General features: G+C 39.3%; 17 protein-coding genes, 5 pseudogenes and 1 riboswitch (1 of these 23 cut by a window edge). Of the genes and pseudogenes, 13 read left to right on the forward strand and 9 right to left on the reverse strand.

Translation table 11 applies throughout. The features are described from left to right. A protein-coding gene (locus tag V4P57_RS06270) for a DHA2 family efflux MFS transporter permease subunit (RefSeq protein WP_455465722.1) crosses the window boundary here: on the forward strand, positions 1–1273 show its 3' portion. Its footprint begins 299 nt before the window's first position; only the last 1273 of its 1572 coding nucleotides appear in the window; its start codon lies beyond the left edge, outside the window; its stop codon occupies positions 1271–1273. 1251 nt (positions 1274–2524) lie between these two features. On the opposite strand, the gene V4P57_RS06275 is transcribed toward V4P57_RS06270, so the two are convergent. From V4P57_RS06275 to trhO, 3 genes are all read right to left on the reverse strand, one after another. Next, complete coding sequence (locus tag V4P57_RS06275; RefSeq protein WP_455465723.1) at positions 2525–3109, reverse strand: GNAT family N-acetyltransferase; 585 nt, start codon at positions 3107–3109, stop codon at positions 2525–2527. A gap of 45 nt (positions 3110–3154) precedes the next feature. Beyond that, positions 3155–4288 carry a type III PLP-dependent enzyme gene (locus V4P57_RS06280; protein WP_455465724.1) on the reverse strand — a complete coding sequence of 378 codons (1134 nt, stop codon included), beginning with the start codon at positions 4286–4288 and terminating at the stop codon, positions 3155–3157. A gap of 1127 nt (positions 4289–5415) precedes the next feature. Continuing rightward, positions 5416–6333 carry an oxygen-dependent tRNA uridine(34) hydroxylase TrhO gene (trhO, locus tag V4P57_RS06285; protein WP_455465725.1) on the reverse strand — a complete coding sequence of 306 codons (918 nt, stop codon included), beginning with the start codon at positions 6331–6333 and terminating at the stop codon, positions 5416–5418. A 126-nt stretch (positions 6334–6459) separates the two neighbouring features. Between trhO and eda the strand changes: the two are divergent. Then, positions 6460–7112: pseudogene (gene eda / locus V4P57_RS06290) on the forward strand (bifunctional 4-hydroxy-2-oxoglutarate aldolase/2-dehydro-3-deoxy-phosphogluconate aldolase). Here the strand turns inward: eda and V4P57_RS06295 are convergent. After that, positions 7082–7912 (reverse strand): ferredoxin--NADP reductase, encoded by an 831-nt coding sequence (locus tag V4P57_RS06295; RefSeq protein ID WP_455465726.1) that lies wholly within the window; start codon positions 7910–7912, stop codon positions 7082–7084. The pseudogene eda and the gene V4P57_RS06295 sit on opposite strands and share 31 nt — an antisense overlap. Positions 7913–8478: 566 nt before the next feature. Between V4P57_RS06295 and alr the strand changes: the two genes are divergently transcribed. Beyond that, positions 8479–9597, forward strand: a complete 1119-nt coding sequence (gene alr, locus V4P57_RS06300; RefSeq protein WP_455465727.1) for an alanine racemase — start codon at positions 8479–8481, stop codon at positions 9595–9597. 301 nt (positions 9598–9898) lie between these two features. Here alr and gcvP read toward each other — a convergent pair whose 3' ends face one another. Genes gcvP through gcvT form a run of 3 tightly spaced genes read right to left on the reverse strand, consistent with a single transcriptional unit; the run spans position 9899 to position 14192 of the window. Continuing rightward, the gene (gene gcvP, locus V4P57_RS06305; RefSeq protein WP_455466981.1) at positions 9899–12694 is read right to left on the reverse strand and encodes an aminomethyl-transferring glycine dehydrogenase; all 2796 of its coding nucleotides are present in this window, start codon (positions 12692–12694) and stop codon (positions 9899–9901) included. Positions 12695–12699: 5 nt separating this feature from the next. Beyond that, on the reverse strand, positions 12700–13068 hold the full coding sequence (gene gcvH / locus V4P57_RS06310) for a glycine cleavage system protein GcvH (RefSeq protein WP_455465728.1): 369 nt from the start codon (positions 13066–13068) through the stop codon (positions 12700–12702). A 5-nt stretch (positions 13069–13073) separates the two neighbouring features. Further along, positions 13074–14192: a glycine cleavage system aminomethyltransferase GcvT gene (gcvT, locus tag V4P57_RS06315; RefSeq protein WP_455466982.1), complete on the reverse strand. Its 1119-nt coding sequence runs from the start codon at positions 14190–14192 to the stop codon at positions 13074–13076. Positions 14193–14329: 137 nt separating this feature from the next. Beyond that, a riboswitch (glycine riboswitch) is annotated at positions 14330–14429 on the reverse strand. A 461-nt stretch (positions 14430–14890) separates the two neighbouring features. Between gcvT and V4P57_RS06320 the strand changes: the two genes are divergently transcribed. The 4 genes from V4P57_RS06320 to V4P57_RS06335 all read left to right on the forward strand — a co-directional run bounded on the left by V4P57_RS06320 (position 14891) and on the right by V4P57_RS06335 (position 18348). Continuing rightward, positions 14891–15553 (forward strand): LON peptidase substrate-binding domain-containing protein, encoded by a 663-nt coding sequence (locus V4P57_RS06320; protein WP_455465729.1) that lies wholly within the window; start codon positions 14891–14893, stop codon positions 15551–15553. Positions 15554–15566: 13 nt separating this feature from the next. Next, entirely contained in the window at positions 15567–15773 is a 207-nt protein-coding gene (locus V4P57_RS06325; protein WP_455465730.1) for a Trm112 family protein, read from the forward strand. A gap of 763 nt (positions 15774–16536) precedes the next feature. Next, positions 16537–16785 (forward strand): helix-turn-helix domain-containing protein, encoded by a 249-nt coding sequence (locus V4P57_RS06330; RefSeq protein ID WP_455465731.1) that lies wholly within the window; start codon positions 16537–16539, stop codon positions 16783–16785. Between the two features lie 531 nt (positions 16786–17316). Further along, positions 17317–18348, forward strand: a complete 1032-nt coding sequence (locus V4P57_RS06335; protein ID WP_455465732.1) for an aspartate-semialdehyde dehydrogenase — start codon at positions 17317–17319, stop codon at positions 18346–18348. A gap of 86 nt (positions 18349–18434) precedes the next feature. Here V4P57_RS06335 and V4P57_RS06340 read toward each other — a convergent pair whose 3' ends face one another. After that, the gene (locus V4P57_RS06340; RefSeq protein WP_455465733.1) at positions 18435–19058 is read right to left on the reverse strand and encodes an SH3 domain-containing protein; all 624 of its coding nucleotides are present in this window, start codon (positions 19056–19058) and stop codon (positions 18435–18437) included. 527 nt (positions 19059–19585) lie between these two features. Here V4P57_RS06340 and V4P57_RS06345 point away from each other — a divergent pair. From V4P57_RS06345 to V4P57_RS06370, 6 genes and pseudogenes are all read left to right on the forward strand, one after another. Then, entirely contained in the window at positions 19586–20404 is an 819-nt protein-coding gene (locus V4P57_RS06345) for a MetQ/NlpA family ABC transporter substrate-binding protein (protein WP_455465734.1), read from the forward strand. A 6-nt stretch (positions 20405–20410) separates the two neighbouring features. Continuing rightward, a complete protein-coding gene (locus tag V4P57_RS06350) occupies positions 20411–21445 on the forward strand; it encodes a methionine ABC transporter ATP-binding protein (protein ID WP_455465735.1) in 1035 nt (344 codons plus the stop codon). Then, complete coding sequence (locus V4P57_RS06355; protein WP_455465736.1) at positions 21438–22097, forward strand: methionine ABC transporter permease; 660 nt, start codon at positions 21438–21440, stop codon at positions 22095–22097. Before V4P57_RS06350 ends, V4P57_RS06355 begins: the two co-directional genes overlap by 8 nt. 262 nt (positions 22098–22359) lie before the next feature. Next, positions 22360–22505, forward strand: a pseudogene (locus V4P57_RS06360) (ABC transporter permease); the annotation flags it as partial. Positions 22506–22563: 58 nt separating this feature from the next. Then, positions 22564–22709 (forward strand): annotated as a pseudogene (locus V4P57_RS06365) (ABC transporter permease); the annotation flags it as partial. A 58-nt stretch (positions 22710–22767) separates the two neighbouring features. Then, a pseudogene (locus V4P57_RS06370) lies at positions 22768–22913 on the forward strand (ABC transporter permease); the annotation flags it as partial. Between the two features lie 6 nt (positions 22914–22919). Here V4P57_RS06370 and V4P57_RS06375 read toward each other — a convergent pair. After that, positions 22920–23398 (reverse strand): annotated as a pseudogene (locus V4P57_RS06375) (MaoC family dehydratase). Between the last annotated feature and the right edge of the window lie 15 nt (positions 23399–23413).

Genomic DNA, 23413 nt, shown 5'->3' on the forward strand with positions numbered 1-23413 from the left:
TGTTCTTTGTGCAACGGCAACATCTATTGAAGAGATGATTGTGTACCGCGCACTTCAAGGTTTTATTGGTGGAGGTATTATTCCTAGTGTTTTTGTCGCCTCCTATGTACTTTTTCCTCCTTCCAAACGTCCAATTGTTACCCCTATCGTTGGGCTGGTGGCAACGTTGGCGCCCACCATTGGCCCAACAGTAGGAGGCTACCTCTGTCATATCTCATCATGGCACTGGCTCTTTCTCATCAATGTTCCTTGTGGGGTTATTATCTCAATTCTCGCTTGGAAATTGATTGATTTTGATAAAGCTGATCCCTCTTTAATGACTAAATTTGACTGGTTAGGTCTCATTTCTATGGCTCTTTTTTTAGGAACTTTAGAATATATTTTAGAAGAAGGGGCACGTCATGATTGGCTAAATGACAATCTGATTTTAAACGCATTCATTATCATGATCTTGTCTGCAGTCTTATTCTTCTGGCGCGCTTTTACTGCAAAAGAACCAATTGTTGATCTCTCAGCTTTTTCCAACTTCAATTTTTCAACCGCTGCAGTTTTTTCTTTTGTGCTTGGAATAGGTCTTTATGGACTCACATACCTTTATCCCTTCTATTTGAGTCAAATCCGCCATTATGATGCCCTCATGATCGGAGAAACATTGTTTCTTTCAGGATTTGTCATGTTATTAACCGCACCCCTTGCTGGATTTCTTTCAGCACGAATTGATGCACGTTTGATGATGGCAATAGGCCTTTTTGGCTTTGCGTTAGGAACCTGGATGGCTAGCTCCATCACAGACAACTGGGATTTTTGGGAGCTCTTTTGGCCTCAAGTTTTCCGTGGCGTTTCTGTTATGTTATGTATGGTTCCTGTTAATAATATTGCCCTCGGATCACTCCCTCCAGAACGAATGCAAAATGCCTCTGGACTTTTTAATCTCACACGTAATCTTGGTGGTGCCGTGGGACTTGCTATTATCAGCACTCTTATAACGAAACGCACAGATCTACATTATGAACGAATAGCTGAAACTCTCCAACAAGGAAACAACCAAGCAACTGAAATGCTTTCAAGCCTTACTATGTACTTCAAAACTGCAACTTTTGATTCACATGCTCTTGCTCTCTTCCAACTTTTTAATATGGCACGCATACAAGCGATAGTTATGGCTTTTAGCGACATTTTCTTCATAATAACTATTATCTTTAGCATTTTGACGTTCATGACTGTTTTTCTCAAAAAAATACCACCGCTCACTGATACCCCTCCCGGTCACTGATTTTGACCTTATGAAAGTCGAGAAATATTTTTTATCTTTAATTAATCGCTTCTTCCCATTCCCTATAACTTTATCTCTTATAAATATATGCTATATGATACAATATTTGATTTTGAACGGTTCTTCCTGACCAAAATTTTTTAAATTTTAGATAGTTGCGTACTTTTAAGAATTACCCTCCTATCAATGAATAGTTGTACAGTTTTAGATTATAGTAAACAAAGCTCTTACCTTATCTAAAGCGCTTTAAAATTCTTACACCGTATAGATAAAGCAGCCATTTCTATTAGGATTTTTTTGACTCCTGGTCTCATGACAAGAAAAAATCATTGGAACAACGTTTGCACCTTCATCATAAAGGATATTGTGATGGCATTTTTGTTTTCACAGAAAAACTTTTCTTAAACACGTAAATTATTGTTTTATTAGCTCCAAAGAAACCGATATTGACAATTCTACCCCACTACCAAGAACTTCTCCACCACTACTTATTGTTATTTCAACACAACCTCAAATTGTACAAAGAAGGAATTCTCAAAGTGTTTATCTTTCTAAACATAACGATAAGATTGATCAGTGTACTTTGCTCAATGCTTATACTTTTTTCCTATCATGGCTGGATTCAAAACTATTAAGCACAAAAGCAGCACCTCGTATTGTCAGTACGCGCATCCACAGTTGTTCAAGCCATTAAAATCTAGTATTTACCCTCATTTTAATGCATTGAATGCACGAAAAGATTTTTTAGCAAAGGACATGCTTAAGTGTATCATACTTTATTGATAGATAATCAATTTCGATTCACAAAATCCAGAAGTACAAACTCGCCTAGATACTTTAGTTATAGATGCATCCATAATCACAAAAGAATCCTGTCTCTCTATGCGCAATAATTTATAAAATATGCCGTTATTTCAAAACGTATTTTTATACAATTTCTACTGTTATTCGCCTTGCATCTTAGATTCCAATCAAAGATTTTTTCACTCATAAACCAACTGGAAGAGCTCTGTAAAAAATATCGATAAAAGATAACATAAATGACTTTGCCAAAATCATCTTAAAACGATGCAAAACACTGGGTGTTTTTAGTAAATCAATTGAAATTATCAAAGATATGAAAACACAAATGAAAGAAAAATTGCGCTACGCAATAAAACTATCCTAAAACTTTGTATCTCATAAAAACACCTTGCTACGAATAAAAATGAACACCTCCCCCAATGCCACCACTGTTGGAAAATAAAATCCTTAAGCTACTTTATGATGCTGAAAACGACTCAAATCTTCTCGTTCTCCACTAGCAACCAAAGTGCCATGGCATGCGGAAAGATATTCTGGTATCAATTCCAACGCTTGAAAACGGTGTTTTTCATAAGGGCCGGGCATTGCCAAATTTTTTGTTAAGCTGCTTGAAAAACCAAAACGCTGATAAAACTCACAATCCCCCACAAGTAAAATAGCGCCATAACCGAGTTTTTTTGCCGTTTCAATTGCATGCCGCATAAGAACCGATCCGATTCCGATACCGGAATATTCCGCTGAAACAGCCAAAGGTCCTAAAAGCAAAGCATGCTGTGTGCCACGTTGCCCCTTGTTAAACCGAACATGCCAAAGACGTACACTGGCCACAAGTTCTCCAAGTGCATTTTTAACGACAAAGGACAGCCCCCACGCAGCCAACCGGCCGCGACGTAAAACTTCTGATGACTTACGCTTACGTCCCTTTCCCAAAACTAAATCAAGTAAATGTTCCCGATACGGCTTGTCAGATTTTTGCTCACATGTAAGTGTAAAAAACGCACCATCTTTTGTTTGAAAATTAATCATATTCATCTTTGCCACACGCCCCACTATCTCTTTGTTATCATAAAGAAAATCTCAAATCACATAGGATCGCAAAGGCTCAAAACCATTAAATGCAACAGATGCATAAGTCGCTGTGTAAGCACCAGTTCCATGAATCAATACCTCATCCCCCACCGTAAGAGACAAAGGTAATAGATAAGGTGTTTTTTCATAAAGAACATCTGCCGAATCGCATGTTGGACCCGCTAAAATACAAGGCTCCATTGCCTTATCATCATGAGGTGTTTCGATAGGATAGCGGATCGCTTCATCCATAGTTTCGGCAAGACCATTAAATTTTCCAATATCAAGATAAACCCATCGGACATTATCATTGTCTGCTTTTTTGGATATAAGAACAACTTCTGTGCGAATAACACCAGCATTGCCAACCATTCCGCGCCCTGGTTCAATAATCGTTTCAGGAATACGATTACCAAAATATTTTTTCAATGAATCAAAAACAGCCGTACCATAAGCTTGTTCTGTAGGAACATCTTTCAAATAACGCGTTGGAAAACCACCCCCCATATTAACCAATTTCAACGAGATTCCTTCTTGTTCCAAACGACCAAAAACCGTAGCCGCATCCGATAAAGCACGATCCCATGCGCTAAGATCTGTCTGTTGAGACCCTACATGAAAAGAAACACCATACGCTTGCAAGCCTAATTGATGCGCCCGACGTAACACATCAACTGCCATAGCAGGAACACAGCCAAATTTGCGTGACAATGGCCACTCTGCACCTTTTCCATCGGTAAGAACGCGGCAAAAAACGCGACATCCTGGAGCAGCACGTGCAATTTTTTCTACTTCTTCAACACAATCAACCGCATAAAGCGAAATACCTAACGCATATGCGCGCGCAATATCACGCTCTTTTTTAATAGTATTCCCAAAAGAAATACGATCACACGTTGCCCCTGCTTTTAAAGCCATTTCAATTTCTGCAACAGAAGCCGCATCAAAAGATGAGCCTAAAGAAGCAAGCAAACTCAAAATCTCAGGTGCTGGATTTGCTTTTATCGCGTAAAAAATACGAGACTGTGGAAGAGCTTTTTCAAAATTCAAATAATTTTCACGGACAACATCAAGATCAACAATTAAGAATGGACCTTCAGAGTGATGTGTTGCAAGAAAATCGCGAATACGTTGCGTCGCCATACCAATTCTCCCAAGGGAACAAAATCCCTACTCTATGCTTGGACAGCATAGAGCCGCCAATAGCCAAAGGACAAAACACACATAACCACCATTAGCACCCCGATTATTTTAACAATCAAGAAGAAACTAACATTACATGCAATAAAAAACAGCGCAGAAACTGCGTTGTTCTACTTTATCTGCCTTTTTGATTGGAGTTGAGAAAACCACTTCCGCACTGAAGGCAATGAGGTGTGCCTCTATAGTTATCCCAGCATTTGGACAGCTGGAAGACACCAGAAAGGCCCGCACCGTCGTTGCTTCAAGATGTCCTCACTCTTTCGGTTGGCCGTAAGAATGACTGGAGCGGTTAGTTCCAGGTACCGTACCGGTTAATCTCACCATTTGAGAACCAGCGGACACCCACAGGCACGTGCGAATTTGGGCAAGACTGCATATAAGACCAATTCTTCTTCATTTCAATCATTTTTTTTATTTTAAACATTTTTTAATTTTTAAAGACAAGATGATGCAATAAAGCAACAGTTTTCTGGAGAAGATAAATCACCTTACCTCCTAATACAATCTAATCTCCACGAAAACCCTACTTCATCCTGCTGTTCATTCACAACCTTGCTTTAAAGAAAATCTCTTTGCTTGGCTTCCTAATCCTATCCCCCAACATAATCCATGGAAGCTATAACCCAATATTCATTAGGTACAACCATCATATTTATGTTTATGAAATCATAAGCCCGTACTATCATTATATTTATCTAGCCCACTACTGCACTTGCTCTTGCATTTAAATGGCTCACTAACTAACCGCATATCTCATCCATTCTAAAACTTATTTTCAATTCACACGCCCCTCTATGCTTCCCTCCTCCATTGAGCTACCATTACACCGTTTTTACTGTTTCGGAATTAAGAATGTTTGAAATAAAAAAACACTACAAGATTAAAGATATCTGATTCAAGATGCGCAACGATAATGTATATTTATAAGTTAACAGCTTAAATTTACACAGCAAACAAAAAACCAGACAACGCCCCACCTGATAAAGTACTTTTCCACTGACACTGAACACTTTTCTCTCTTAACAAGAGAAAAAAGCCAAAGCTTTAAGCTCTAAAATACAATATCCTTATGACTCTTGATGAGAATCAATTGCACGCAATTTTAATAACTGAAATTGCCTATGACGTTCGCGAAAACGCTTCCTATCAGCTTCACTCCGCACACTGTAACAAGCATCACACGAAACACCTTCCTCATAATGAGGTGATAATTTGCTTTCAGCATTAAGAGGAGAACGACATGCGCGACATAATTCGCGCCCACATTCTTCAAGACCATGTTTAACAGAAACACGCTCATCAAAAACAAAGCATTCTCCCCACCACAAACTTTCTTCTTTTGGAACCGTTTCCAAATATTTCAGAATCCCACCTTTTAAATGGTAAACCTGCTTATAACCAAGTTCACGAACATAAGCTGTTGATTTTTCACATCGAATACCACCTGTACAAAACATAGCAATTTTCTTTTTCTTTTTTAAATCAGCTTCATTCTTGAGAACCCATGCTGGAAATTCACGAAATGTTTTAATGCGCGGATCAATCGCTCCTTGAAAGCTCCCAATCGCATATTCATAATCGTTACGCGTATCAATTAAAATTGTCTCTTCATCTTGAATAAGGGCATTCCAATCTTTAGGATCTACATAAGTACCAACAACTTTTAACGGATCAACACCTTCAACCCCCATTGTCACAATCTCTTTTTTCAACCGCACTTTCATGCGATGAAAAGGCATTTTTGATGCCCATGAATATTTAATTTCCGGCGTTTGAAACGCTGGTTCATTTGTAATAAAACTGATCAGCGCCTCAATTGCATCACAAGAACCAGCAACAGTTCCATTAATTCCTTCTTGTGCTAAAAGAAGGGTACCTTTGATGCCCTGTGCTTGACATAAATCCAGCAAAGGCTTTTGTAATTGACGATAATGCTTCAAACCCGCAAAGCAATAAATAGCAGCAACTCTAAAATTCTTTTCCATAATCTTGCCATAACGTGCGTTTCATTCAATTTCAAGATCTATTCATCTACTCTTTAACATATTGTGCTTAATCAAACTATACTGACCATTCCATCTCCATAGAGAAAGAATACTACGTGCCAAAAAATAGATCACCCTTTATCACTTCTCCAAGAACAAACCGTCATACCTGTTTTACTCATTGACGGTCTGCAAAGTGCAATATCCCTAGCACGCGCTCTTGTCAAAGGCGGATTGAAAACAATTGAAGTTACATTGCGAACAAAAAATGCGCTTGATGCAATTAAAATAATTACACAAGAACTTCCTGAATTAACTGTCGGAGAAGGAACAATTCTCAACAGTGCGCATTACGAACAAGCTGAACGCGCAGGAGCAAAATTTGTCGTAAGCCCTGGATTATCAAACGAATTTATTGATTGTGCAAAAAACAGCGAAATCCCCTTTCTCCCCGGTACCGTTACACCAAATAAATTAATAAAAGCATTAGACAACGGCTATTCATATCTTAAATTTTTCCCTGCTGAAGCAGCTGGTGGTATTGCCTTTGTACAAGCTTTATCCTCTCCCTTCTCTGAGATTAATTTTTGCCCAACAGGCGGCATTACACAAAAAAATGCTCCTCAATGGCTCCAGCTTTCTAATGTCTTCTGTATTGGTGGTTCTTGGACAGCTCCTAGAAAGCTTATCACGACATGTAATTGGGATCGATTAGTGCATTAGCACATACTGCAGCACAACTGTCTTTTCACCCTACAAAAGCACGCTCCACAACATAAGTAGCAGGTGCATTATTTGCCCCCTCGACAAGACCAAAGGATTCACACATTCTCGCGCAATCCTTTAACATTGCCATGGAACCACAAATCATCACCCGATCTTCATCAGGAGAAATTTTTGGCAAACCCGTCATTTCAAAAAAAGCCCCACTCTCCATAACTGTTGTGATGCGTCCCATATGCTCGGAAGATTCACGAGTTGTCATAGGATAAAATTTCAACTGCTGTGCATATACACTAATCAGCGGATCTTGTTGTAAAGAGACAACAAGATTTTTTGCATAAGTAAGCTCATCCCGCTCACGGGTTGTTTGAATAAGAACCACTTCTGAAAATTTTTCATAAGTTTCAGGATCACGGATAAGACTTGCAAAGGGAGCAATCCCCGTCCCTGTTGAAAGAAGGTAAAGACGCTTTCCTGGAATAAGAGCATCAAGAACCAATGTTCCTGTAGACTTCTTACGCATTAAAACTGTGTCACCAATTTTGATTTTTTGAAGATGTTCGGTTAATGGTCCTCCTGGAACTTTGATTGAAAAAAACTCAAGCTGTTCATCCCAAAATGGGCTTGCAATCGAATACGCACGATAAATTGGTTTTTCTGCATTTGGCAAACCAATCATAACAAATTCACCTGAACGAAAACGAAAACTTTCTGGACGATTCAGACGAAATTTAAACAAACGGTCTGTATAGTGATAAACTTCTTGAACAGTGAGCGCGAACACATTTTCAGGAATCGGAAAGTTTGATGAACCGCCGTTGATGTTTGACTGAAAATTACGAGCAAACATATCCATAAACTCTTCCTTATCTTCTTATTGAACCTTAAATCTCATATTTTGAAAATGATATAATGCCCATACACCTGTCTGCCAATATTTCTCTTAAAACAAAAATCACGCAATTAACATTTTTTGTTTCAAAACTAAAAAATAAGCACGAAAGCAGTTAAGAATGAAACACACGCAACAACATCCTCACTTGCAACTCATAATCAATAATGTACATCATCCTCATCACATAAAATTCTCAACTTAAAAGCGCCTACAAATGATATCCTCAAAAAAATGAAAAATCTTCATTATGAACACTAAATCGAGCTTTCTCAACAACTTCTTTAAGAGTGAGGAGCCTTTATCAACATACACCTAACCACAAACCACCGGAACACAACTCTGCATATTGTATCTAGAAGAAAGCATTTTATATCAAAAGATTGCTTTCACAGCACATACTCCAATATGAATTGCTCATGATTTTAACAATAGCAAATAGTATGCGCACCCTTTCCATATATCATAAAAATCTATATGAAATAATAAGGGGAACTTTTTGTCTCATTGACTCGAGATAGGATTTTAAAATGTACAAATTCGTTAATGATGAAGCAAATACATCATTTCCTTTTACAGCTGTAGCAACTATTAATGTGAGTGCTATTGTTGCAAATTATACAACTTTAGCCAAACGCGTTGCTCCAATCGAATGTTCCGCGGTTGTAAAAGCAAATGCCTATGGGTTGGGTGTTAACAAAATTGCTCCTGCGCTTTATCAAGCTGGTTGCCGCACTTTTTTTGTAGCCAAAATCGAAGAAGCACTCCAATTAAAAAATATTTTACCATCAAATATCACGATTGCCCTTTTTAACGGACTTCCACACACGGCGGAAGAATTTGTAGCACAATCCGGTATTATTCCTATTCTGAACTCTTGGAATGCACTCGAAGACTGGCAAAAACTCTGTCAAAAAAAGAATAAAAGATTTCCCGCAATTGTTCAAATTGATACCAATATGAACCGTTTAGGACTTGATAAAAAAGAAATTCAAAAACTTATCAAACAACCCACAATTTTTGAGGCAGCAGAAGTAAAATATATTCTCAGTCACCTCGCAAATGGAGAAGACAAAACACATTCATCCAATTATACACAATTGATTACCTTAAAAACCATCCTTGCACAATTGCCTGCTTGCAAAGTTTCCTTGGCTAATTCTGGAGGTATTTTTCTTGGGAATGATTTTTATTTTGACCTTGTTCGTCCAGGCATTGCACTTTACGGAATCGATCCGCGGGGGAAATACCCAACACCTCTTAAACCTGTTTTGAAACTTGAAGCCCAAGTCATTCAAAGCCGCTTTATTGAAGCAGGACTCCCTGTTGGTTATGGAGGAACCTTCACTACCTCTAGACCAAGCACGCTTATAACTATTTCTATCGGCTATGCTGATGGCTTGCCACGCATTCTTTCAAATAAAGGTGCGGTTTATTTCAATGGAAAAAAACTCCCTGTCGTTGGACGCATTTCTATGGATTCCACTGTCGTAGACGCTACCGATCTTGATAAAAAACCGCAACGAGGTGATTGGGTAGAACTCATAGGACCCCACCAAACACTTGAAAAGGTGTCCATAGATGCCAACACCATCCCTAACGAAATTCTGACTTCTCTAGGTTCCCGCTATAGACGCATTTACATTTAGAACTCTTTAAGGAAAGTGATTAAAATCTTCACTGTAGAAAATGGTATTATGCGCCCTTTTACACAAGACCCCACGACAGACAAATATACGCCTACTGTGCTCCATGCCCCAACATTCTATTCATCAAAGTTCCTGCTTAAAAGCAATGGCATGAGAAAAATAAAGAGCGCAAATATTATCCTTTTGTTTTAAGGGCATAGCTAATATCACAAAGACAACCTCGTAAGAAACGAATACCAGCTAATAATAATAAAAGCCCGCATAGGAATGTACGGGCTTTTTCCGTTATATGATAAATAATTTAATACGTATTTCCCAATGGCGGACAAGAACAAATGAGCATTTTATCTCCCGCAACATTATCAATACGGGAAACAGGAGGCCAATATTTATTCGCTGGATCAAGAGAAGAATTGGGAAAAGCAGCCTCTTGTCGCGAATAAGGTCGTGCCCAAGCATCGTCTACCGTATCGACCAATGTATGCGGTGCATTAACCAATGGATTATCATCTTTTGGCCAAACACCCTCACCAACTTTTTTAGCTTCTTCAGCAATTAAGAGCAAAGCATCACAGAAACGATCAATCTCAGCTTTTGGCTCTGATTCTGTTGGCTCAATCATCAAAGTCCCAGGAACAGGAAAAGACATCGTCGGCGCATGAAAACCGTAATCGATCAAACGTTTTGCAATATCATCAACACTCACCCCATATTGCTCTTTCAGCACGCGAGTATCGACAATACATTCATGTGCAACACACCCATGCTTGCCCCGATAAAGAATGGAATAAGCCTTTGAAAGACGCGCAGCAATATAATTAGCATTCAAGATTGCTATTTGTGTTGCATATTTTAAACCATCAGCCCCCATCATCCGAATATACATCCACGTAATAACAAGAATAGAGGCACTTCCATAAGGTGCAGCTGAAACTGCATATGTTGTCCCATCTTGTTCATGACCTGGCAAAAATGGCTTTAAATGCTCTGCCACCCCAATCGGACCAGCACCAGGACCACCACCACCATGGGGAATGGCAAATGTTTTATGAAGGTTCATATGACAAACATCCGCCCCAATATCCGCCGGACGGGCAAGCCCAACAAGTGCATTCAGATTAGCACCATCAAAATAAACTTGTCCGCCATTTTCATGGATAATAGAGCAAATGTCCTTGATGCTTTCCTCATAAACACCATGGGTTGAAGGATAGGTGACCATGAGAGCGGCTAATTTGTTTTTATGCAATTGCGCTTTCACTTTGAGATCATCAATATCAACATTGCCATCGCTCAAGCATTTCACCACAACAACTTCCATACCTGCCATATGAGCTGAAGCTGGATTGGTACCATGTGCCGATGCGGGAATAAGACAAATGTTGCGTTGATGCTGACCACGTGATTGGTGATAGCGACGGATCGCCAAAAGCCCCGCATATTCTCCTTGAGCACCAGAGTTTGGCTGGAAAGAAACTTGCGCAAATCCTGTAATTTCACACAACCACGCATTTAACTGATTAATCATTTGTTGATAACCTACAGCATTCTCTTTCGGAACAAAGGGGTGTATATTTGCTACCGTAGACCAACTCACGGGCATCAACTCAGCTGCCGCATTCAGTTTCATCGTACAAGAACCAAGAGGGATCATTGCCCGATCTAATGCCAAATCCTTATCCGATAAACGACGCAAAAAGCGCATCATGTCTGTCTCTGAATGAACTGCATGAAAAAAGGGCTGTGAAAGGAACGCAGCATCACGCCTTTTACCAAAAAGCCGTGAAGAAACTTGATCAACTAATCGTGCACCAAAAATCTGTGCTAAAGCACAAGCATCTTCTTCCGTTGACAATTCATCAAAATTGATTGCAATCGTGTCATCATCAAGAATACGAACAAGACGCCCACCCATTTTTGCTTGGTTAGCAATCTCTTTGGCACTTCCTTTAACAGCAATACTCACACAATCAAAAAAGTTTCCCCCTTCAACATGAACCCCCGCTGCTTCTAAACCAGCAACAAAACGGCATGTTAAATGGTGAATTCGCTGAGCAATTTCCTGCAAACCTTGCGGCCCATGCCAAACAGCATAAGCTGTTGCCATATTTGCTAACAAAGCCTGTGCTGTGCAAATGTTTGATGTCGCTTTATCGCGCCGAATATGTTGTTCACGCGTTTGTAAAGCTAAGCGAAAACCAACGCGCCCTTTCGTATCAAAGGATTGACCAACAATACGCCCTGGAATGAGACGCGTTAAAGCCTCGCTTACCGCAAGATAACCAGCATGAGGACCACCAAACCCCATTGGGACCCCATAACGCTGCATAGAGCCAACAACAATATCAGCCCCCCATTGCGCTGGTGGTTCCATAAGAGTAAGTGCCAAAGGATCTGCAACAACAATCACCAGCGCTCCTTTTGTTTTTGCCTCCTGAATAACTTCACTGTAATCATTAAAAGAGCCTTTTGTATCTGGCCAAGATAAAACAATCGCAGCTGTATCAGAAGCAATTTCGCTATTTTGGCTAATCTGAATCCCTTGTGTTTCAGCACGCGTTTTTGCAACACTTAAAATCTGAGGATGCAAAAGACTCTGAACAGAAATCTTTGTCTTTTTCTCACGGAAAAAGCGCACAGCCACCGCATTGGCTTCAGCAAGAGCTGTTGCTTCATCAAGAAGTGAAGCAGCTGCAACGGGCAAACCCGTTAGTTCACTAACCAAGGTCTGAAAATAAAACAAAAGCTCTAAACGACCTTGGCTAATTTCTGCCTGATAGGGTGTATAAGCAGTATACCAAGCTGGATTTTCAAAAAGATTGCGCAAAATAACAGGAGGTATATCTGTTCCATGATACCCCTGCCCAATAAAACTTTTGTGCACATGGTTACGCCCCATCATCTTGGAGAGTTCTTCCAAGGCTTGCCCTTCGCTGGCAGCCTTTGGCAGATTAAGTGAACGCCCCAAATAGATAGAGTTCGGAACAGCTTGAGAAACGAGTGTATCAAGGGAATCGAGTTCTAAAACATCAAGCATTTTTTGTGTTTCATCGGGACGAAGTCCAATATGGCGAGAAAAAAAATGACGCTCCAACATAGCACTCATCCAATCAGTACTTTATAAGCAGTCTCATCCAGCAACCCTTCAAGTTGCGTTGCATCCTGCAATGTCATTTTCCAGAGCCAACCTTCTTTTTCGGCTTTCTGGTTTACCAGTTCAGGACTATTTGCCAAAGCTTCATTAATTTCAACCACTTCACCATCAAGAGGTGCATAAACATCTGAAGCCGCTTTCACCGATTCCACAACAGCAGCAGCATCTCCTTTAGAAAGTTGTGTTCCACTTTGCGGCAAATCGACAAAAACCAAATCACCTAACTGCTCTTGAGCGTAGTTTGTAATCCCAACAGTAACCACTTCTCCTTCAACACTGAGCCATTCATGATCATGTGTAAAATAAGTTTTAGACATAAAAATTATCCTTTAAAATAACGTTGTTTAACAAAAGGAAGTGAATGGACAGACAGTGCAATCTTTTTACCACGCAACTCCGTAAAAACTTCCGTTCCTTCCATTTTCCAACCAACAGGGACATATCCCATCGCTATAGGACCATCAAAAGAAGGACCAAAACCACCTGATGTTACCTCCCCAATCTGATTACCCTTATCATCGAGAAGCACCGCCCCTGCACGAATGGGTTGGCGGGTTTGTGGTTTTAAACCAACACGACAATGAGAAGGCCCTTTCTGAACAGCTTCAAGAAAAGCCTCCGCCCCATAAAACTGCGCTTTTTCTCGAACACTTTTGGGAACAGCCCATGTCAATGCTGCTTCAATGGGCGTAGTATCAGGCGTAATATCATTGCCATGTAAGCACAACCCTGCTTCCAATCGAAGACTATCGCGTGCGGCAAGACCAACCCACTCCACACGAGGATCACTCAACAATTTTTCAGCCAATGCATGCGCGTGTCCTATGGGAAGAGCAATTTCAAAACCATCTTCTCCCGTATAACCAGAACGCGTTATAAACCAATCTTGTTGTGGCTCAAATCCTTGCATAAACAACAGTTCATTACCAGGCAAGCCAGCATCAACAATAACAGCTGCCGCTTCTGGTCCTTGGAGAGCAAGTAATACCCTTTCAAGAGCAATGACTTGACATTTAAAACCAACAGCACGCCTCTCAAATTCAGCAAGATCAGCTTGTGCATTGCCAGCATTCGCAACCAGCATAAAACGGCATTCTGCCAAACGAGTAACAATAAGGTCATCAAGAATGCCTGCCTTCTCATTAAGCAAATAATTATAGCGTGATTGGCCAATCTTTAACAATGCCGCATCAATAGGGAGAGCATAAGATAAAAATTCAATGGCCTGTGGTCCTTCAACAGCAATCAATTTCATATGAGAAATATCAAAAAGGCCGGCGTGAGCACGCGTATGAAGATGCTCTTTCATCACTCCAAGTGGATAAGTCAAAGGCATCTGCCAACCGGCAAAAGCACCAAATTTTGCTCCAGCTTTCTCATGTAATTCATGTAAGGGAAGTATTTTTAAAGAAGATGTTTCGAATTCTTGTAGTGTGCCCATAATATCTCCAAAGTCGCGCCAAAAACCACACGATGTGGCCATCTATGCACCCCTCTGTCACAAACCTGAGAGACTCGCGAAAAGAGCTTTCGCTTACACCTTCGGCGCGGATCATTCCGACTTTCCAGATCTGCCTTTCTCCTTTTACGGTCCTCAGAGCCTGAGAGATTATGGGCTTTTTTCCCCTTCGGCGGCAGGTGCGAAAGTTTGCAGTCTGCACTCTCCCGCAAAAGAATGAAAGAAGCAATAACGCTCTTTCCGACATACATCACCTATAAACTATCTTTTTCACACTGTCATCAGCAAAATGACTGGAATGCCCTAATTTTAGACTTGCATAGGATGTTTTCAAAGGCTTATAATAGTGGCAGTCTTTTGAGTATTATGAAAATCATAGATGGCCATTCTTCAGGAAATTAAGGAGAAAAATTGCAGAGGCCGTAAATAAAGACATAACTTGAAAAATTGCAAAATGTCACGCACTCAAAAGGATTACAAAGCAATACCATCCCTTACGCAATTCAACCCTCACCACGGAGTTTCACATCTTTTAAGAGTAAAGATTTAAAATATTTTATAATAATTTTAACGCACAAGGGGTTGATTTTCTTCTTTCTAGGTTTTTTGTCTCTCAATAGTGTCATAAATTGCAGCTATTTACATACCAAACTTCAACAAATAAAGGTTAAAGGATACTCATGAAAGCGGGCAATGTCCATTACAACTGCGAAAATGATCTACCAAAACAAATTGCTCTTTTTCCCTTAGAAGGTGCGCTTTTACTGCCAGGTGGTTTTTTATCGCTCAACATTTTTGAACCAGAAACGCTCGAAATGGTTGAAACTGCTATGGTATCTGACCGTTTATTAGGAATCATTCAACCGCTTTCATCGGACACAGACCGCCTCTCCATACCACTTTACAAAATAGGTTGTATAGGGCGTATTACCAACTACAATGAAATGGGAAACGGGCATCTTTTTATTATATTACAAGGCGTTTGCCGCTTCACCTTAGAACAAGAATTAGTAAACACAAAACCCTATCGAACCGCTCTCATCCGATCAAACATAAAAGACTTAAAAGAATCAGACGTTGTAGAAAATATCAATCGAGAAAACCTCCTCAACATTGTTGAGAAATATCTCACCATACATGAAATAGAATATAATTGGAACAGTATCATACAAGCACCAACACCTCTATTGGTTAATGCTTTTTCAGCTCTTATCCCCTTTACACCGGCAGAAAAACAAGCTCTACTCGAAGCTCCAGATATTGGAATCCGCGCTCAAACTCTTCTCGCTTTGACTGAACGCTCCCTTATGAAACAAACAGGGGAATGTTACCATTTAAACTAATGAATGCTAAAACATGAAAAAAATAACCACTGACCCTAAAATGCTCGAATTACTGGTCTGCCCAATCACAGGGGGTACACTCTCTTTGAATCGAGAAACACAAGAATTAATTTCATTCAAAGCAAATCTCGCCTATCCCATTCGTGACGGTATTCCCATTATGCTTACCTCAGAAGCACGACCTTTGCAGGATAGTGAAAAAGCAACATATAGAAAATAAACAATCTTCATTTATTTTTTATAGCAACCTATTATTAAACACTGCTTCATCAAGATGAACTCTTTTTTGACTCAGTTTTTTCAATATTGGCTCGTTCTAGAAAAGTAATTTGGTAACACGGCAACACCATCATTCTCTTTACCAACACCCGATGCTATACTGCTCCAAAATGGTTCATAAGAGAATATTGACTCCTTAATCTCGGACGTCCTTTATTCGTACATCACCCCGTTTTATAAGAAGCAAATAAAAATTTTTTTACTTCTCAATGTGAAGATACGAGCCCATTACCTTATAGAAAAGAGAAGGTAAAACTCTCATAATGTCCCATCAAAACAAGGAAACACATTGCAATTGTTGTGCTTCAATTGGAGAAATTGAACAACAAACAAACTTGTCTTAAATTATGATTGACGATTTAAGGAAAGTGCCCTACGAGTAAGCTTGTGGCTTTGGTTGTATACGCAGCAATCAATAGGGTCTAGAAACTCAAACGCGAAAAATGATCCTGCTTTGCGGATGTCCAAGAATTCTGGGGATTTTTGTTACGTCCAAGTGCTATAGGTACTAAAAGCAAAAAACTGTTTGAATTCAGTACTTCCAGAACCCGGAATACCAATGCGATGGCGCTCGCACCCAGAAGGGAAATCCTGAAAATGAAAGCTAAAAATCCACATTTTAACGACATTTTTGTTGGCAAGAAAATTCACTTTCAAAGAACAATAATGGAAATGCCTTAAAACAATTAGGCAGCCACTTAGGTGTGACTTTCCAACAAATCCAAAAATACGAAAAATGGTTGAATCATACAGAAGCGGAACGCTTACAGAAAATAGCCGATACATTGGATGTGCCACTTTCCTTCTTTCATACTGATATCTCAACAAAAGAAAATGCCTCATACCATCATGATGATAGAATACCGAGTAAAATCGAATATCTGCTTTTGCAAGGTTTCAGAGTGCTGAAGCCTGAAAAACAAAAGACAATCTTACAATTGATTTATAAGTAGTGTGAAAACACCACATTATTTTATAATTTTGGTGAGTATTTCTTAAATGAATGCCCTTAGTAACCTTTAATGGAAAGAGTTTATTTAAGTAAGAATGAGAAAACCACAAAGCAAAAACGACACTTTAAAAAGCATAGCGACCATTTTCAATGAACCTCAATATAAAAAGTATTTATCGTGAAAATATGATAAAAATTTCACAAACGTAAAGCAATGCGTGATACAACCGTAGTAAATCTCAAACTTCTCAAGGAAACAATTGACAGAAGATAAGCACTTCACTAGATTAGAGCACTGTCAAGGAGATATTCATACAGCTTAGCATAAAATGATCAAGCTGTTTTGGTTCTTAAACACCAAGAGGATGGTATATTCAAAAATGACCAGAATCGTTCTGTCGTCGATCAGAGTTGGTGTACATGAAAATAAAACCTCTGAAACCAACAATATGATTTAATATTCCTGGACAACTCGCTCTCTCATAGGGTTCGCCTAGGGAAGAAAAATGGAGAAGGACAGGAGTATGGAAAAATGAGTTTTAAAGTTGCAGTTGTCGGCGCAACCGGAAATGTTGGTCGTGAGATGCTCACAACTCTAGAAGAACGTGGTTTTCCAACTCACGAAGTGGTACCTTTGGCATCACGGCGCTCATTAGGGCAAACCGTTTCTTATGGTGACAAAACTTTAAAAGTAAAAGCACTTGATATTTATGATTTTTCTGACACGGATCTTTGCCTTATGTCTGCGGGGGGAAGCATTTCTAAAGAATATGCCCCTAAAATCGCTGCTGCCGGCTGTGTTGTGATCGACAACTCGTCCACTTGGCGTTACGATACCAATATCCCATTGATTGTCCCAGAAGTAAATGCAGAAGCCATTGGTGGATTTTCCAAGCGTAATATTATAGCCAACCCCAACTGTTCAACAATTCAACTTGTATTAGCTTTAAGACCTCTCCATGATGCTGCAATCATTAAACGCGTCGTTGTATCCACTTATCAATCGGTTTCCGGAGCTGGCAAAGAAGGAATGGATGAACTCTTTGAACAATCACGAGCGGTTTTTGTTGCAGACCCAATCGCATCAAAAAAATTCACCAAACGTATTGCCTTTAATGTCATTCCCCATATCGATGTTTTCATGGAAGATGGCTATACAAAAGAAGAATGGAAAATGGTGGTTGAAACCAAGAAAATTCTTGATCCTAAGATCAAATTAACAGCCACTGCTGTTCGGGTTCCTGTCTTTATCGGTCATGCCGAAGCCGTTCATGTTGAATTTGAAAAACCACTAAGCGCCCATGGAGCACAAACCCTTCTACGTGATGCACCCGGTTGCCAACTTATTGATAAACATGAAGATGGCGGCTATATAACGCCTTATGAATGTGCTGGAGAAGATGATATCTTTATCAGCCGTGTTCGTGAAGATATCACCGTTGAAAATGGATTAGCTTTCTGGATTGTTGCTGACAATTTAAGAAAAGGAGCAGCATTGAATGCAGTTCAAATTGCTGAATTACTCATTTCTCGTAATTTGATAAAGCCTAAGTCAGCAAACTAAACAAAAATGGCAGCATGAAGCAAAAAAGCACCTTATGCTGCCGTATTTGTTCCTGTCATCCCAATAACCATTGGATTTTTTTATCTTTATGGAGCAGGATAGGTCACAACACGGTAACGTGTTTCATTCCGTTCAAAATTTCTGAAATTGACATCATCGGCAAAAAAGGGGTTATAAGCAGTCACGTGCTTTACAGACACACCGCGTGCCTTTGGTGATGGATTCAAAATTGTTCGTTCATCCCTTTTTTTTACACCCGTGGAATCAATAATCACATCTGTTCTGTACAATTTTTGCACGTTTTTTTGTGTTTTTTGAGGCACTCTAAGAGTTTTAAAACTGGAAACAACCTGTTTTACTTTTTCCCTTTGTGCTTTTATCGTAGAACTTGGCTTCATGCCCATATGTATCAAAGCAATTGTAGGAACATTGTTGACATTTAAATAACGTGCCGATGCCCAACCATCCCTTCCATTATAATGAAGCAAACACCAAGTTTTATTGGATAGACAGCCATTAATTTGCACTTTCGCTCCAGTTGGAACCGTTGTGATAACTTTGTAAGCTGTCGCTGGACCTGTGCGTAAAATCGCCTGACTTGATGCTACACGTGCAACCGTTCCAGCTACCGCATGAGAAATAGTCATTCCAAGCCCTCCACCCAAAGCTAATAAAATCATTGTAGTTGATAAAAAACTCTTTTTTAACATTATTTTCTTCCTCTCCAAATTATCAACAGCAAAATATTCGCCTTTGCAAAAATTTGCCGGGTTTTAGTAAAGCGGTGATCAATTATTTGTTTTCTTAAAGATTCACCACATTTTGAGAAAAGCTTCCTTACTTGTATCCCCTACTGCCCTGTACACACGACCTATTATCTTGATTGCGCAATATTCTCCTCATGGATTTACTGCTAAAACATCATCTGATCGCTAGGCTATTCAGCCAATCATCACTTAAAGAAGTTTTGAAATTGCCATTGGTTCCCCAAACAAATGATTGCAATATAAGAATTTATTTCCTGAATTTTAAAGAAGTGCGGCTAGCTAATTATATTGTTTTCAAAAGAATGCTTACAGTATAATGCTTACAGTATAGGGAAAAATAATATTATTTTCTGAATAAAAATGATTGAATATTCTATGAAGCTTTTATAGTCTCAAACTCCCTTAAGATAGTACAGAGTATATTGGATCGTCCCTTCAAAAAATCTCTTGAAAAAGAAAGACGAATGCACATGATATTAAAAAAGTTATCTCAGAGTGCCGCTATCGGATTACTCCTTTCTCTCTTTGCACTTTTCTTCTCTACTGCCTTTTCCATGGCAGCAGATAAATCAAAAATCAAACTCGGTATTATGGAAGGGCATGAAGCGAGTATTTGGAAAGTCGCTGTCGAACAAGCTAAAAAAGCTGGTTTAGATATTGAACTTATTTATTTTTCTGATTACACTCTGCCTAACGATGCTGTTAATGCGGGGGAGATTGATGCGAATGCTTTTCAGCACATACCTTACCTCAATAATCAAATTGAGCAGCGTGGTTACAAACTTTCAATTGTAGGGTATACATTTATTGCACCAATTGGTGTCTATTCTCAAAAAATCAAAGATATAAAAGAGCTGCGTGACGGAGCACATGTTGGCATTCCTAACGATCCATCAAATGGTGGGAGAGCATTACTTCTCCTCAATTCTCTAGGCCTCATTAAGTTAAAAGATCCTCATGATATTCTCGCATCTCCGCTTGATATTATTGAAAACCTTAAGAATTTACAAATTCGTGAATTAGATGCAGGTATGTTAGGGCGTGCAGTTAATGATTTTGACATTGCGATCATAAACACAAACTGGGCTTTGATTTCCGGATTAGACTTACAAAAAGATGCGATTGCATGGGAAAGAGTAGAAAATAATCCTTATAATAATATCATTGTTGTACGTACCAGCGATAAAGATAAACCGTGGGTCCAACAATTAGTTTCTGCCTACAATAGCGAACCTGTCCGTGCGAAAATCAAAGAAGTTTTTGGTACAACCGCCCAAACATCTTGGTAATTGTGAATGGAAAAACCCGCTCTTATCTCCTTGAAAAAGATCAGCCGTTATTTTAACAAGACGGCTGAAATTCCGGCAATTGATAATTTATCTCTAAATATCCATGCAGGTGAAATCCTTGGTATTATCGGCCGCAGTGGAGCAGGAAAATCGACACTTATTCGCTGTTTAAACGGATTAGAGAAAATTGACGCAGGGTCGATTTTTTTTGAAGGAGTGGATATTTCAAATTTATCAGAAGCAGAATGGGCGCCTTACCGTCAACGTATTGGAATGATTTTTCAACATTTTAATCTTTTATTATCGCAAAATGTTCTTAGTAATATTGCATTACCACTTAAATTAATAGGTATAAACAAAAAACAGCGCCACGAACGTGCCCTTGAACTCATTGAATTGGTAGGATTATGTGGTAAAGAGCACTGTTATCCAACAGAACTGTCAGGAGGACAGAAACAACGTGTTGGTATTGCACGCTCTCTAGCAGCTAATCCTAAAATATTATTATCAGATGAAGCAACCTCCGCTCTTGATCCTGAAACAACGCAATCTATTCTAGAACTGCTGGCCGATATTAATAAGCGTCTCAATCTTACTATTCTGCTCATTACCCACGAAATGGAAGTTGTACGTGCCATTGCCCATCGCGTTGTTGTTCTCAATCAAGGACGCATTGTGGAAGAAGGATGTGTGAAAGATATTTTCACGTCACCACAAGAAGAGACAACCATTGCCATGCTCAAACTTGTTACTCCACAACTTCCTGAAAAATTTGCAAAAAATCTTAAACCAATAGGCCAAGAAGCGATCATTGAAATCAATATTGCAGGTGAAATTGCCCAACAACCTTTTCTTCACCTTCTAGAAGATGAGATTGGTTTAAGAGCACGTATTCTGCATGGTGGCATTGATACAGTTCAAGGTGAAACCATCGGACGCTTGTTCTTAGGTCTTCCTAGCCAAAACAAAGAAGCTTTAGAAAAAGCTATTCAGTGGTTGACAGAAAAAGGACGATATTGCGAGGTTTTAGGTTATGTTTAATGTTCTCTCTCAGGAACTCCCCAACGCCGTTTTTGATACAATATTGATGGCGATAAGTGCTTCTTTGATGGCACTTATTATAGGTCTTCCCCTTGGTCTTCTACTTTACACAACCGCACGTGGAGGGATTTTTTCCTCATATCTTATCAATCGCCCTTTGAGCATTATTATTGATAGTATTCGTGCCATTCCCTTTATTATTCTTGCATTTTACCTTCTCCCTATTACCCGTATGATTGTAGGAAGAGGTGTAGGAATGCCTTCTGTGATCTTTGTGCTCACCATTTCAGCTATTCCTTTTTATGCGCGAATGGCAGAGCTCTCTTTTAAAACAGTTGACAACGGCTTAATTGAAGCTGTCCGTTCTATGGGAGCAAGTCGTCTTCAAATTGTCAGGTATGTTCTTATTCCTGAAACGCTCCCTAGCCTAATCACGGGTTTTACAGTCATGATTATTTCTCTTATTGGAGCCACTTCGCTCGCTGGATATCTCGGCGGAGGTGGTTTAGGCGACATGGCAATCCGCTATGGCTACCAGCGTTATAATACCTCCATCATGACAAGTGTCATCATTCTTTTGATCATTCTTAATGTTTTTACCCAATGGTCTTCTGATAGAATTGTGCAAAAACTTGATAAAACAAAGCATTAAAGAAATTTAGGAGTCTGCGAACATCTTCCCAGCCACAGCAAAAAGCAATGAAACCTGTCTAGATGACAGAGCAATCCGCTATGGCTACCAGTGTTATAATACCTCCATCATGACAAGTGTCATCATTCTTTTGATCATTCTTAATGTTTTATCCAATGGTCTTCTGATAGAATTGTGCAAAAACTTGATAAAACAAAGCATTAAAGAAATTTAGGAGTCTGCGAACATATTCCCAGCCACAGCAAAAAGCAATGAAACCTATCTAGATGACAGAGCAATCCGCTATGGCTACCAGTGTTATAATACCTCCATCATGACAAGTGTCATCATTCTTTTGATCATTCTTAATGTTTTATCCAATGGTCTTCTGATAGAATTGTGCAAAAACTTGATAAAACAAAGCATTAAAGAAATTTAGGAGTCTGCGAACATATTCCCAGCCACAGCAAAAAGCAATGAAACCTATCTAGATGACAGAGCAATCCGCTATGGCTACCAGTGTTATAATACCTCCATCATGACAAGTGTCATCATTCTTTTGATCATTCTTAATGTTTTATCCAATGGTCTTCTGATAGAATTGTGCAAAAACTTGATAAAACAAAGCATTAAAGAAATTTAGGAGTCTGCGAACATATTCCCAGCCACAGCAAAAAGCAATGAAACCTATCTAGATGACAGAGCAATCCGCTATGGCTACCAGTGTTATAATACCTCCATCATGACAAGTGTCATCATTCTTTTGATCATTCTTAATGTTTTATCCAATGGTCTTCTGATAGAATTGTGCAAAAACTTGATAAAACAAAGCATTAAAGAAATTTATGAGTCTGCGAACTTCTCTCCAACCATAGCAACAACAAGCCATTGAGCAGTGAGAGCTGTTTTTTTTAACTTTTCAATTTCCACTGTGACTCCATAATGAAAAACAACTCGACCAGAAGGACGAATTTCGGCATCATATAAAACAAAACGAGCACGTACCCGTGCTCCTGTTTTCACGGGGCTCATAAAGCGTACTTTATCAAAACCATAATTAATACCCATTGTTGCACCTTCCAACTCTGGAAGTGCCTCATAAGCTAACATAGACAAAAGCGATAATGTAAAAAACCATGAGCGATAGTGCCACCAAAAGGCGTTTTTTTAGCATTTTCCTCATCTACATGTATCCATTGATAATCATCTGTTGCGCATGCAAATTGATTAATCATATCCTATGTAACAAGACGCCATTGAGATAATCCTATTTCTTTCCCAACAAAATTAGCTACATCCTGTACTGCTATTTTCTGCTGCATAACGCTATTCCTGTT

This window comes from Bartonella sp. B39, from assembly GCF_053795145.1.

Excerpts from the sequence above, each read along its gene's own strand:
- V4P57_RS06325 (WP_455465730.1), top strand. The coding sequence starts at position 15,567 with ATGAAAAAAATAACCACTGACCCTAAAATGCTCGAATTACTGGTCTGC.
- V4P57_RS06345 (WP_455465734.1), top strand. The coding sequence starts at position 19,586 with ATGATATTAAAAAAGTTATCTCAGAGTGCCGCTATCGGATTACTCCTT.
- V4P57_RS06275 (WP_455465723.1), bottom strand. The coding sequence starts at position 3,109 with ATGAATATGATTAATTTTCAAACAAAAGATGGTGCGTTTTTTACACTT.
- V4P57_RS06335 (WP_455465732.1), top strand. The coding sequence starts at position 17,317 with ATGAGTTTTAAAGTTGCAGTTGTCGGCGCAACCGGAAATGTTGGTCGT.
- gcvP (WP_455466981.1), bottom strand. The coding sequence starts at position 12,694 with ATGTTGGAGCGTCATTTTTTTTCTCGCCATATTGGACTTCGTCCCGAT.
- gcvT (WP_455466982.1), bottom strand. The coding sequence starts at position 14,192 with ATGGGCACACTACAAGAATTCGAAACATCTTCTTTAAAAATACTTCCC.
- V4P57_RS06355 (WP_455465736.1), top strand. The coding sequence starts at position 21,438 with ATGTTTAATGTTCTCTCTCAGGAACTCCCCAACGCCGTTTTTGATACA.
- V4P57_RS06295 (WP_455465726.1), bottom strand. The coding sequence starts at position 7,912 with ATGGATATGTTTGCTCGTAATTTTCAGTCAAACATCAACGGCGGTTCA.
- alr (WP_455465727.1), top strand. The coding sequence starts at position 8,479 with ATGTACAAATTCGTTAATGATGAAGCAAATACATCATTTCCTTTTACA.
- V4P57_RS06350 (WP_455465735.1), top strand. The coding sequence starts at position 20,411 with ATGGAAAAACCCGCTCTTATCTCCTTGAAAAAGATCAGCCGTTATTTT.
- V4P57_RS06340 (WP_455465733.1), bottom strand. The coding sequence starts at position 19,058 with ATGTTAAAAAAGAGTTTTTTATCAACTACAATGATTTTATTAGCTTTG.
- V4P57_RS06320 (WP_455465729.1), top strand. The coding sequence starts at position 14,891 with ATGAAAGCGGGCAATGTCCATTACAACTGCGAAAATGATCTACCAAAA.
- trhO (WP_455465725.1), bottom strand. The coding sequence starts at position 6,333 with ATGGAAAAGAATTTTAGAGTTGCTGCTATTTATTGCTTTGCGGGTTTG.
- V4P57_RS06280 (WP_455465724.1), bottom strand. The coding sequence starts at position 4,288 with ATGGCGACGCAACGTATTCGCGATTTTCTTGCAACACATCACTCTGAA.
- gcvH (WP_455465728.1), bottom strand. The coding sequence starts at position 13,068 with ATGTCTAAAACTTATTTTACACATGATCATGAATGGCTCAGTGTTGAA.